The sequence below is a fragment of the Endozoicomonas sp. ALC013 genome, assembly GCF_049310205.1.
In the GTDB taxonomy this organism is placed as follows: Bacteria; Pseudomonadota; Gammaproteobacteria; order Pseudomonadales; family Endozoicomonadaceae; genus Endozoicomonas.
Map to the genome: position 1 here is coordinate 33602 of NZ_JBLYNS010000023.1, position 12484 is coordinate 46085.

The 12484-nt window shown below is 47.4% G+C and carries 10 protein-coding genes; 4 read left to right on the top strand and 6 right to left on the bottom strand.

Annotated elements, in window-relative coordinates; all coding sequences use genetic code 11:
• Position 1 precedes the first annotated feature (1 nt).
• From menB to menD, 3 genes are read right to left on the bottom strand one after another with little or no spacing between them, the layout of a single operon-like run.
• Positions 2 to 841, bottom strand: coding sequence for a 1,4-dihydroxy-2-naphthoyl-CoA synthase (gene menB, locus ACO6V1_RS06915; RefSeq protein WP_422466296.1), 840 nt, complete (start codon positions 839 to 841; stop codon positions 2 to 4).
• Positions 842 to 861: 20 nt separating this feature from the next.
• Entirely contained in the window at positions 862 to 1683 is an 822-nt protein-coding gene (gene menH / locus ACO6V1_RS06920) for a 2-succinyl-6-hydroxy-2,4-cyclohexadiene-1-carboxylate synthase (protein WP_422466298.1), read from the bottom strand.
• Complete coding sequence (gene menD, locus ACO6V1_RS06925; RefSeq protein ID WP_422466300.1) at positions 1680 to 3431, bottom strand: 2-succinyl-5-enolpyruvyl-6-hydroxy-3-cyclohexene-1-carboxylic-acid synthase; 1752 nt, start codon at positions 3429 to 3431, stop codon at positions 1680 to 1682. Before menD ends, menH begins: the two co-directional genes overlap by 4 nt.
• A gap of 239 nt (positions 3432 to 3670) precedes the next feature.
• Here menD and ACO6V1_RS06930 point away from each other — a divergent pair, with 239 nt between their 5' ends.
• A complete protein-coding gene (locus ACO6V1_RS06930) occupies positions 3671 to 4906 on the top strand; it encodes a hypothetical protein (RefSeq protein WP_422461713.1) in 1236 nt (411 codons plus the stop codon).
• Between the two features lie 77 nt (positions 4907 to 4983).
• On the opposite strand, the gene ACO6V1_RS06935 is transcribed toward ACO6V1_RS06930, so the two are convergent.
• Complete coding sequence (locus ACO6V1_RS06935; protein WP_422466302.1) at positions 4984 to 6435, bottom strand: isochorismate synthase; 1452 nt, start codon at positions 6433 to 6435, stop codon at positions 4984 to 4986.
• A 255-nt stretch (positions 6436 to 6690) separates the two neighbouring features.
• On the opposite strand from ACO6V1_RS06935, the gene ACO6V1_RS06940 reads away from it, so the two are divergent.
• Positions 6691 to 7035: a hypothetical protein gene (locus tag ACO6V1_RS06940; RefSeq protein WP_422445917.1), complete on the top strand. Its 345-nt coding sequence runs from the start codon at positions 6691 to 6693 to the stop codon at positions 7033 to 7035.
• A 53-nt stretch (positions 7036 to 7088) separates the two neighbouring features.
• Here ACO6V1_RS06940 and ACO6V1_RS06945 read toward each other — a convergent pair whose 3' ends face one another.
• Complete coding sequence (locus ACO6V1_RS06945) at positions 7089 to 7313, bottom strand: hypothetical protein (RefSeq protein WP_101749297.1); 225 nt, start codon at positions 7311 to 7313, stop codon at positions 7089 to 7091.
• Positions 7314 to 7463: 150 nt separating this feature from the next.
• Here ACO6V1_RS06945 and ACO6V1_RS06950 point away from each other — a divergent pair, with 150 nt between their 5' ends.
• A complete protein-coding gene (locus ACO6V1_RS06950; RefSeq protein ID WP_209203948.1) occupies positions 7464 to 8012 on the top strand; it encodes a hypothetical protein in 549 nt (182 codons plus the stop codon).
• On the opposite strand, the gene putP is transcribed toward ACO6V1_RS06950, so the two are convergent.
• Positions 8013 to 9533 carry a sodium/proline symporter PutP gene (gene putP / locus ACO6V1_RS06955; RefSeq protein WP_422445920.1) on the bottom strand — a complete coding sequence of 507 codons (1521 nt, stop codon included), beginning with the start codon at positions 9531 to 9533 and terminating at the stop codon, positions 8013 to 8015.
• Between the two features lie 228 nt (positions 9534 to 9761).
• Here putP and ACO6V1_RS06960 point away from each other — a divergent pair, with 228 nt between their 5' ends.
• Positions 9762 to 12353 (top strand): hypothetical protein, encoded by a 2592-nt coding sequence (locus ACO6V1_RS06960; protein WP_422466304.1) that lies wholly within the window; start codon positions 9762 to 9764, stop codon positions 12351 to 12353.
• Positions 12354 to 12484: the final 131 nt, after the last annotated feature.

Sequence of the window (12484 nt, forward strand, 5' to 3'; positions counted from 1 at the left end):
TTCAGGAATTACGACCAAACCGACTGAAATCCGGCTGACGTTTTTCCAGGAAAGCATCCCGTCCTTCCTGTGCCTCTGCGCTCATATAGAAAAGCAGTGTCGCATTACCCGCCAGCTCCTGAAGACCGGTTTGACCATCGCAGTCGGCATTCATGGCGGATTTCAGGCAGCGAAGCGCCAGAGGAGAGTGCTGCAAAATCTCACGACACCATTCTACGGTTGTCCGCTCCAGCTCTGCCAGAGGCACAACGGTATTGACCAGCCCCATATCTTCAGCCTGTCTGGCATCGTACTGACGACAGAGGAACCAGATTTCCCGGGCTTTTTTCTGACCAACGATACGTGCCAGATAGCTGGCACCAAAACCACCATCAAATGACCCCACTTTCGGGCCGGTCTGACCAAAACGGGCATTATCCGCCGCAATCGTCAGATCACAAACCAGGTGCAGGACATGACCACCACCGATGGCATAACCGGCCACCATGGCAATCACCGGCTTTGGACAGGTTCTGATCTGACGTTGCAGATCGAGAACATTCAGATGATGAGTTCCTTTATCATCCTTGTAGCCCGAATCGCCGCGAACGCTCTGGTCACCACCGGAACAGAAAGCCAGATCTCCGGCACCGGTCAGAATCACCACACCCACCGACTCATCAAAGCGTGCCGACTCCAGGGCTTTCTGGATTTCTACAATGCTTTGTGGGCGAAAGGCGTTGCGCTTTTCCGGGCGGTTAATGGTAATTTTGGCCATACCCTCTGCCCGGTGATAGAGAATGTCCTCATAATCACCGCTGAGGTTTTCCCAGATCACACCTGAATCCAGCTGCTTGCTCATATCCAACTCCTTATAGCTCTTCAGAAGAGCTCTCTGAGCAACCGGGCCATAGCCTCTGGTTGCTCCCGATGAACATTGTGTCCACACCCGGTCACCGGGTGGACACTGTGTATCACATTCTCTGTCAGCAAATGCTGTCCAAGCTGCCCGAACTTGTGATCATTTTCACCATAAAAATAATGAACGGACAGTGGTGAACCAGCGCTGAGCTGACAATCAACCTTGAGCCGGGAAAGTGCCCGGCGATAGTCTGGCTGCTTCGATAGACTGAATGCCATCAAGGCATTAGCCAGAATCGAACCACTGCCTTTTGATCGCTCAGCAATCAAAGAGCCAATCTGGCTATCATCCAGGTCAGAAAAAACCGGCTGTTTATACCAGTCCAAAAGCACATCAGCCACTGATTCTTCAGTAAAGCGTCTGGCCCATTGCAGATCTGACCGATAACGCTCGCTTCTTTCCTGCTCACTGACCAGCCCGGGATGCGCTCCTTCCAGTAACAGCTGCGCCACTCGCTGGGGGAAAGCAGTGGTATACGCCATGGCCAGACGTCCTCCCAGTGAATAGCCCAGCAGGTTGAACCGTTTCAGGCAGATGCCTTCCACCTGTTCAATGGTTTGAACCGTCTGTTCCAGGCGATAGCAGAAGTAGCCAACGCCCTGCTTATCTTCCTCCAGCCACAGACTTGAGCCGTGGCCCGGCAGGTCAACAGCAATCAGGCAATAGTCGTCTTTCAGCGCTGCCAGCAGGGAGCCCCAGTCGTTTGCACTGCCCAGAAACCCATGCAGTAACACCAGAACTGGCGCATGAACATCACCAGCGCAGTAGTAAGACAGGCTCACAGTGTTTTCGCCAAAGCGACGGCCTGTTCAATACTTTTTGCCCCAAGGCCAGATTCAGTAAAGACTTCAATAATGGAGCAGCCAGCCTGACTGCAGGCTCTATGAAACTGCGCGGTAAAGTCATCAATGGATTGCGGTGCCGAGTAATCAATTCTGAACATCTCAGCCGCATGCTCTGCGGTAAGACCGTGGGGTGTGACAAAATAATCATTAGTCACATGGGCAACCTCATTGCTACACCCTTTGGTGGTCACATAGAAAATACCACCACCGTCGTTATTGATCAGCACAATAACCAGTGGCGTTTTACACCGTGCAGCCAATTGCAGGGAGTTAAGGTCATGGAGGAAAGAGATGTCCCCGATCAATAACACCATTGGCCCCTGATGTCCGGCAGCACATCCTGCCGCAGTAGCAATCAGCCCATCAATGCCACTGACGCCACGGCTGGCATAAACCCCGGGCAAATGGTGTGTTGAGAAGATATCCACCATGCGAATGGGCAGACTGTTACCCAGAAATAAGTGGCTTCCGGATGGTAACAGTTCCCCCAGAGAAGCACCAAGCCATTGTTCATTAAGCTGGTTTGGTCGTTGACTTTTCAACAATTCACCAAGCTTTTCTGCCTGGGCTGTAAATGGTCTGCTCCATTCTCTGTCAGCCTGTATCGCTTCGCTGTTGAGCAACAGTTGACGACAAACTGAATCAATATCACCCACCAGGCGCACACTCTGCCGCTGTCCTGTATCGACTCTTCTGGGAGCGGGGTCAAGCATCCAGAATTCCTGCCAATGGTGCCGGGCAATAAACTGATCCAATCGTTTCGACGTCAGGTAACCGCCAATCTGTAGCACTCGGTCGACCTTATTGAACAGACTTTCGCTGGCAGAACTGGCCAGTAACAAGTCAGCGTGCCTAATGGTTTTCCGGTGACCGTGCAGCTGTGATTGAACATCGGCAATTAATGGCCAGCCCAGGCGTTCGGATAACTGCACAATGATATTAACGTCAGTCTCAGGCATCACCCGCCCCACCACAATCAGGCCTTTACCATCGGCAAAGTGCTGCCAGCGACCACTATCGGGCAGCCGGGTTAACTCTGGTACAAAGTACTCAGTATAAGGCGTTAATGAGGTCATCCATGGTTGGATACTGGCAAGATAGACGTCATTTTCAATAGAAACCGTTGCTTCCACCTGATGGGGGTAGAGCGGCTCCCGAAACATGCAGTTGATATGCAAAGGCAGCCCCAGCGCTGATGAGCGGGCATACGCCTGATCAATACTGCCCAGCAGCCAACGGAGGGAGATGGACCTGTCCGGCGTTGGCAAGTTCAGCGTCGCACCGGTGTAGTTACCAAAGATATTCAGCTGATCAATGGCCTGATTTGCACCGCAGTCAATCAACTCGGGAGGACGATCAGCCGTCAGAACCACCAGCGGTATACCCGACTGGTGAGCTTCGATAATCGCCGGGTAGAGATTAGCAACCGCAGTGCCTGAAGTAGTGATCAAAGCCACCGGTTCTCCCGTGGCCCTGGCCAGACCCAGGGCGAAGAAACCAAGCCCTCGTTCATCGAAATGAATATGGCGGGTCATACCATGATGATCTGCTACGGCAAAGGTCAATGGTGCTGAGCGGGATCCCGGGGCAATACAGCAATGCCGGATACCCAGTCGCCACAGTTCTTCGATCAGCACTGCAGACCAGATGCCGTTGATATTTGCGTCGTTGGTTTTAACTGTCATGAACTAACTCACCGCATGAGCAGCCAGTGATGGTGGGAATTTCCAGACCTTTCATCAGAAAAGGCCTGAACTGCCGAAGATGATTCCAGCCCGGTAGTCATGGGCTGTTGATATGGTTATGAACTTTTCCTCAATATGAGACTCTAATTCCACAGGGTTATTTATCAAACCATTACTTTAACGGCTGCTTATATTCTCTACAGGCAGGTTCTGTCAAACATTTTTTGAGGTGTATTATTGTGGACACAACTTTTTCTGCTACCGGTAGACCATTAACTTATCAAGAATCAATGGGCAATTCACTAAAGGAAACTGATGACATCAATAAACTGGCCGAAAATTTTATTAAAAAATCTATAGAAATCAATGAACAACGGCAAACTAATGCCGTTAATATCAGCGATATCAGAAAATCATTATTTGCCAGAACCATTAGTCGGTTGAACGAGTTATCGTCAACACGCTTCACGTTAACTCCCGGACTTTATCACCTGGCTAATCCTACTGATCCAGAGCGCTGGGACTGGAATGAATGGCAAAACAATTTAGTTGATAGCCAACAATATGATGCTATTGAAGATATCGTTAAAAATATACCTTTTGATCATAGAACTGATCTTTTGACAGATTTTTTACGAGCCATTGATCCACAATATTTCAATGATCATCTCATTGCAATTGTATTAAAAGATGACACCCCTTTTCAATTTAGAGCAATACTTGAAACCCGTCTTGTAGAAGCAAAGCCCTTTATTGAGACTGCGATCAAAAGAGGACTTGTGCAGGAAAATCTTATCAATAGAATATACAACGAAGGTATCCCTGATACTGGGAAATCAGCTTCACGCAGTGCATCCGCCACCAGGCCAACGAGTCACCAGGATCCCTTTAATGCACTCCAGAATCAGGCAGCCTCACAGCTTGCAACAGAGTTCTCCAGATTATCTGTGGCCCACGGAAACCTGGCTGACAACGACAAAAAACTTATGAGTCAGTTTATCTCTGTGTTAAACACCAACTATCAGTGTCAGGTAGGGTTGTACGAAACCAACCCTGAACTTGGCGAATCTTCTGAAACTTCCAGCAACAACCCAACAACATTTATTAAAGAAGAGTGGGAATCCTGGCAATTCGCTCTGTACGAGAGAGATGATAGCGTTGAACAAGCTTATTATGCTGCCAGGGAAGATAACAAGAGTGAACTTATTATTGAACAAATCGAACATCTATTATTAGCAGTCAGCTGTCCTCAAGAAAAAATCAAGAATGCCTTCCGATCAAATGCTGATATCCTCAGCTTACAGTTGGAATTCCCTGAAGTCGTTCTGGATGATGACAATCTGCTGGGACTTAGTTTTGAAGCTTGTCGCGCCAAAGGAATACCACTAAACAAAATTATTACAGGATTAATTGCATCAGGTTGTTTAACACAAGAATTAATTGATCAGATCATGAAATTGGGGATTGATAATTAATTTAATATCGTATCCGACTAACCAGAACAAATGAAAGTATTACATTGCTTTCATCGCTTCTGAACTTTTCAGGGTTGTCAGCAGGTACGTGAAGAGAGCGCTGCATAATCATGGTCACTGTCTACACGTTGCCCTGCCTGACCCGACAATACAGCGATATCACCGGTCTGTTGACGATCAAGAATATCCAGTACCGTGGCAATTTTATTGCCCAGCTCGGACCACTCTTCGTCGGCCACAGAGTCCTTCACAATACCCGCACCGGAGTAGAGCATCAGGGCATTATCAGCCAGACGGGCGCTGCGAATAGCCACACTGAAATCACTCTTTTGAACACCAACAATCCCACACACACCGGCATACAAGCCACGAGCGTAGGGTTCGTTGGCGGCAATAAAGGAGAATGCGTCCTCTCTTGGAGCGCCCCCCACTGCGGGGGTCGGATGGAGTACGTCCAGTAACTGTTGATCACTCACGTCGTGGTTCAGTACGCCACGAATCTGGTAACGCAAATGCTGAATATGGCGCAGTTTAACAATCGAGTGGCTGCGATCCGCTTCCAGGGACTGGCAGAAGGGTTGCAGCCTATGGCAGATATCATCCAGAACCAGACGGTTTTCATGGATATTTTTACCATCGCTCATCAGCAGGCTTTCCAGCTGAGCATCTTCAAGCAGGTTCTGACCGCGGACAATGGTACCTGCCAGGGCCTCGGTAGAAATAATATTTTCCAGTCGCTTCACCAGTCGCTCCGGAGAGCAGCCAAAAAACGTTTGCCCCTGCCCCTGAAACAGGAACTGATAGGAATGCGGATTCGCCTGCTGCCATGCGTAAAGCAATGAGAATGGGGAGAGATGCCCCTCAAGTTTCAGACACGTTTCCCGGGATAGCACCACCTTATCCAGCACACCCGATGCAAACGCCTGCCGGGCCTTGTCCACCAGTTGGTTCCAGACATTGGCATCAGGCTGGTAACCTGCGAGCTGAAACGTAAAGTCAGCCTCGGGTAACTGCTGGCAGTAGTTGAGTGCTGCGATAATCTCCAGAGCCTTGCGAATACTGCCATGGTATTCCAAAGTATTGTCAGACCTGAGGTTCACACCCAACACCGTTCCCTTGCGAGTCTGAACCAGTTCCAGCAGTGGCAGGATGACCCTGCCATAACCAAAAGCAGGCCAGATTGACGCTTCATCATCCGCAAAAGAGAGGTAGCAGAGGCAGTGACTGCTCCTATGCGCCGGCAAATGGCTCAGGATTTTGTGAGCACTGGCAAATGCACAAGCCAGGTCCTGTCGGCAGGATAATGTTTCTGACCAGCTGTAACCGAGCGCCGCGATAGCATGATCGCCTTCCCGGTCTCTCCAGAATGCTTTTTCACAGCCATCCTGTGCCGCCAGAAAGCCCTGTAGGTGAATGGCCGGGAAAGGGAGCTCAATTCTGACCAGCCGCTTTTCAGGCACAGGTTGAGATAACAGCTTTTCCAACTGTTGCACCATCAATGCCAACTGAGTCTGAATTACACTGGTCAAGACATCCTGCCAATAAGATCGTTAAAAAAAGACATCGTAAGATAACGAAATTGTACGTAGATTGGCCACCGGTATCTGGATCGTATTTACCGAGAAAAGCCATAGCATCCCTAAGGGTATAACCGACTGTTGGTAATAGTAGATGAATTTTTCAACGTAACTTTCTATCATTGCATTTTTTTCAACGCTGAAATTCATGCCTTTCAGCAGAACTGAACCCTTGATCAGTTTCATCAGCACGGGTAACTATTCACCATGGCCACCAATGGAGAGTCAGCCAGACAATGGCTGGAACAGAACAGGGAGCAGATCTCGGAGGAACGAATTCTCCAGATTCGCAGTAACCTGGTAAAAAAAATAAATCAGTTGGCGGATGCTGAGGACCTGACTGTATCGGATGAACATCAGGGGTTGCTGGAGGCCCTTGATGTGATGGATGCCTGGCTTCAGGAACGCGCAACACCTCAGGAAACAGCAGCGGACGCTTCAACGCTGGATTACAGCCCGCTTATTCAGGAGCCGTCGGAAACAGTCCCTCAGCTGACTCAGGAAGAGAAGCTGCGCCGCTTCCAGAACCTGCTGAAGGACACAAAAAAATAACGGCAAATGGTAAGGTTGCGCTCAGGCAACCTCGCCAACCCGCTGCCGGGGCATCACACTTTCAACCGCTCACACTCTTCAACGACCCGGTCGTAGGTCCAGTCCCCGCCGCCGGGATGCTTCACCTCGTGTTCAATCAGCTTCTGGCACATCTGCATAGGGTTCAGTCCCTTTTTTGCCAGTCGCTCCAGAGTCTGCTTCAGCTCATTATCTGCTTCACTGAATTCCTGAGCGCTTCGGGATCCTTTCTTTCTGACTGCAACTTTTATTTGCTTCATCGTCAACTCACCTAAAACAACGTGGGCCTCTGGCAGGCCTGGAATAACACCCCGGCAAGAATAGCAGCGAGGTGATCTCTTCTCAGGCAGCCTCCCGGATAATCTATACTCTATTCTTAGATTCTGCGCGCAGTAAAGCAGGAGTTTACCATGAAACGTCTTTACTACCTGACCGGCTCTCTGGACAGCGTCACCAAAATTACTGAAGACCTGCACCGGGATGGCATCACCAACTGGCATCTCCATGTTTTAAGCCGAAACGAAGCTGGCCTGTATCACAAGCAGGTTCACAGTGCCAATATGCTGCAGGAAAACGATGTCATTCACTCCGGAGAACTGGGAGCCCTCATTGGCGGTGTTGTCGGCCTGCTGGCGGCCACAGTGATTGAGTGGTGGAACCCAATCGGGATAGAGATCCCGCTACCCGCCCTTCTGGTGGTCGCTGGTGTCTTTACCATGTTTGGTGCCTGGAGTGGTGGATTGGCAGGGATCACCCGCGAGAATTACAAAACGGCCCGATTCCACGATGATCTGGTAAAAGGCAAACATCTGATTATGGTGGATGTTTCCAGACAACAGGAGCAGCGGGTGCGCTACCATCTGAGCAAATATCATCCGGAAGCTTCTCTTGCCGGTGTGGATACCACCCTGACACTGCCTTTCAGCCCTAACTTCTGGCGTTATCCGCGCCATAATTAATCAACAACCAGCTTGTCTATTGTCAGGGGATGGTGATTTCACAAGCGCCTGCACCTCCTGAAAGGTTTCGGACTCCGCATCAGAAGGTGCTTTTCCCAACAGGCTAAACACCACTATTGCCACTGACGCCGCGATAAAACCGGGAATAATCTCGTAAACTTCAAAAATTCCCCCACTGAGCGAACGCCATACCACCACAGTTACGCCTCCCACAACAATACCGGCAAGGGCTCCCAACCCATTCATCCGCTTCCAGTAAAGGGAAAACAGCAGCGCAGGACCAAAGGCGGCACCGAACCCTGCCCAGGCATAAGACACCATCTCCAGCACCGAACTGTCCGGGTTGAGTGCCAGCACCGTGGCCAGCACCGCAATAGCGACAACGGCAATACGGCCAACCAACAGCATCTCAGCCTGAGTAGCATTGGGACGCAGCATATTGCGATAAAAATCCTCTGCTACCGCAGTAGAACAAACCAGCAACTGAGAATCTGCGGTACTCATAATAGCGGCCAGAATCGCGGCCAGGAGAATACCGGCTATGACCGGGTGAAAGAGGGTATTCACCATCAGCATAAAAATAGCTTCCGGGTCGTCTAATACCAATCCCTGCCGCTGGGTATATATGATTCCGGTTAAACCAACCAGCAAAGCACCCAGCATACAGATTCCAGTCCATGAAACCGCAATACGCCGTGCCAAGGTTAGCTGATGACTGGACTGCACCGCTTTAAAACGCGCCATAATGTGTGGCTGGCCAAAGTACCCCAGCCCCCAGCTCAATAATGACAAAACCGTAATCACAGAAAGCGCTTCCCCCCGAACATCAGTGAACATGCTGGTCAGATGGGGGTTCAGTTGGTTAATGTCGGCCATCACCTGCCCGGCACCTCCGGTGACTTCCAGCACGGTCACCGGAACGATCAGCAGTGCTGCCGACATCAGCAGGCCTTGCACCAGGTCGGTCCAGCAGACCGCCAGGAAACCACCAAACAGGGTGTAAGAGACCACACTCAACATGCCAAGAATCACTGCCAGCTGGTAGTCGAAGCCAAAAACAGATTCAAAGAGTTTGCCACCGGCTACCAATCCTGAACTGGTGTAAAAAAGAAAAAAAATCAGGATAAAACCCGCACTGACCGGTTGCAGAATATACTTCAGATCGGAGAAACGGTTGGAAAAAAATTCGGGAAGCGTCAAAGAGTCATTCGCAACCGCACTGTATATTCTTAAACGACGGGCCACCAGAAGCCAGTTCAACCAGGTTCCTCCCAATAGCCCCAGCCCCAGCCAGATCGCCTCAAAACCAGCCGCAAACGCATACCCTGGCAGGCCCAATAATAGCCACCCACTCATATCAGAAGCACCGGCGCTTAATGCCGCCGACCACGGCCCCAGTGAGCGTCCGCCAAGAAAATAGTCAGAGGAGTTCTGGGTTCTCTGCCAGGCAATATAACCAACCCCCAGCATGGCAATAAAATAGATCAGAAAGGTTATGGTTATTTGTATTTGGTTTTCCATGATGGCTAAACTCTTGGTATATATATCTTCAACGTTAGCCCACATTTATTTGTTCAATTCAATTGAAATACCTGCTGATTTAATTAGTTATTTATCAAATAAAGTCTGCCAAAAATATGACTCTTAGCCTTTCGATAATAAATTATTTTGATTTAAAGCTGCCCTTATATTGATCCAGTTAAGGTGCGCTATTATTCAAAAATGAACTTGTAATTTGTGGATACAGACATGGACAGTCAACGCATATCACCCCCCTCCTATAACCAGATAAAATTACCTGACCAAAAACCAGCAAGGTACGTTGGAATTGAATCAGGCAAGGACAGTAAAATATTGGATAGTCATGGGAAGCTGGTTTCCAAGTGGGGACGAAAGATTGAGAATTACCTTAAAATAGAGCGAATTAATCCAGAAAAATATGCTCGCAGTCAAAAAATGCATAAGTTCCAAGAATCCATGACCAGCAGACGGGTCAAACTTTTAACACAAGAAGTTCAAAATACATCGGATCATATTGATAGTATTTTGATGCTTCCTAACGAAATTCCAAATGACTGCGAATTTATCAGCCAGAAAAAATTCCAGAAGCTTGTTCAATCAGATGTTAAGAGATATCTCTCTTACGAAATCAAATCCTGCAACTCGGGAGAAAAGCTCCTTCAATTATACGAGGAAGTAAAGAGACTCGGCGATCACCATCGCCTGCCACCCAAAATAACAGACCCTCTAATTAAAAAAATTAATGCTCAAATGGCAATACTTGTTGAGAAAATGCCAAATCACCTCAGAAGCATTGATCCTTGTAAAGAAGATACTCCAACCCTTGAATTGACCAAGCAAAAGTGTGAAGTGGTAAAAGGTCTGTACAAGGCTGCCAAAACGATTGGTTATGACTTATGCAAAGAGCATAGAAAAGCACTAAGAGATACTATGATCGACATGTTTTCCGAAGATGTTGAAAAAGTAGCGACTTGGTGCAAAACAAGAAATAATCTGAAAGAGAATAAATATTTATCAGATCAAATTATAGAAGTAAGAAATTCAATAATATATCCATTCTTGGAAGAAGCTGATACAAAATATAACAAGTATGTTAATAAAGTCAAAAAAAGCACAGATATACAAATAAAAGATTTAGAAGAACAACGTGAAATAATACCCAAAATAATTACAAGACTTAATCAAAAACTAACAACTGCCTCTCAAATCATAAAAAATGAGGCGAAAGCAACGGCAGTTAATGAAAATTTATTAGAAGGCAAAAGAAAACCAACAAAAGCTACAATCCAAAAAATTGAAGAAAGAGAAGTTAATAAATTTAATGAATTTAAAAGTCTACAAAAAGAATATAAAAGCCTGTATGAAACATTGAATTCCAGACTGAAACAATTTGATTCCAGTGTCGAAATATATTTTAAAGACCAACAGAATCTGACACCAGAAGCCATCACACATCCTGAAGCATTCCTGACTGCTTATAGAGGAGTAGAATTAACCAAACCATGGGAAAGCCTACAAAGCCTGGATCCAACAAATACCAATTCTAATTTGGCTTTACAATCCTTCAATCATGCTTGCATTGATAGTCACTTTAAAGAACTTGTGTCTGAGGAACAGGGCTGGTTGCCTGAAAAGGAAATAAAAACACTCAAAAATCATGTTCAAGGATCAGTAATAGAAAACTCTGATCAGAAAGAAGCCTATGATCAATTGGTTGTTGCGCATACCGCCTGTGAGCTGGCCAGAAATGCATATCAAAAAGACACGAAGGATGAGACAAAAAATGCCAAGAGGTATCGTCGACAAGCCAAAATAGTGCAAGGCACTGTTACTTCGCAACAGCTTGACACAGCAAAACAACTGAGAATGTTGCATGCAAAGCCAGTAACCAATAAAACTGACCACATCGGTGTTGATGCCAAGCCCGACGCTGAAATGGATGAAAGCAATAATCACTCTTTGAGTAGCAGTTCTGCTGACTCAAGTAACAAAGCTCCAGCAGTAAGTGATGCTGAAGTACCTCAAGACAGTATTGACGCAAACATTACCTCAGGCCTGCATCAAGAATCAGCTACTGAAAAGCCACAGACCTTACAAGCCAAAAAAGTATTACCACCGATACCCAGTAACAGCAACACTACAGAGAACAGTGACGCTAAAATACAACCCAATGGAAATAAACTACCACCAATAGTACCTCCACGACCCGAAGAACAAACACCACCAGAACGCCCAAAACTACCAACATCAAATCGCCCAACCTGGCCGGCACCAAAACCACCATCTTCTGAAAACAGAACAAGTGGTGGAGTTAAAGGCCAAACCGATGGTAGTAAATCAGTACCGACACCACCACCGCCGCCGCCACTACCTTCTGGCAACACCACAAAAATCGGTGGTGCTAAAGGGCAAACTGATGGTAGCAAACCATTACCACCACCGCCGCCACCACTACCTTCTGGCAACAGCACAAAAAGTGGTGGAGCTAAAGACCAAACAGATGGTGGACATAAACCACCTCCTCCTCCGCGACAGCCAGCACCATCAGCCGGAAGTCAAACCACGCAAGCCAGTAGTGGAGTTAAAGGTCAAGATTCTGGAAGAGTTGCACTTTTAAACGAAATTCGCAATGAACAAAACTTACAAAAATTAAGAAAAGTGCCTGAAGCCAAAAAAAGCGATCGCTCCGCTGCAAACTCTAAAAAAAGCGAGGCCAAGGCACCAGATTCCTTTAACACAATCATAGAGGAATTTAAAAAAAAAATGAATCCTGATGGTGATGGTGATGCTAATGCTGATACTGATGACGACTGGAACTAAGACCACAAAGTTTGGCGCAAGAACATCTTACACAAGACTGCATTACCCGGGCACAGTTATCGAGAGGCAATCAAAAACAGCGTTAACAAAAAGAGGATTTTAAGCATATAGAAAAGAAGCCCCGTTGATTA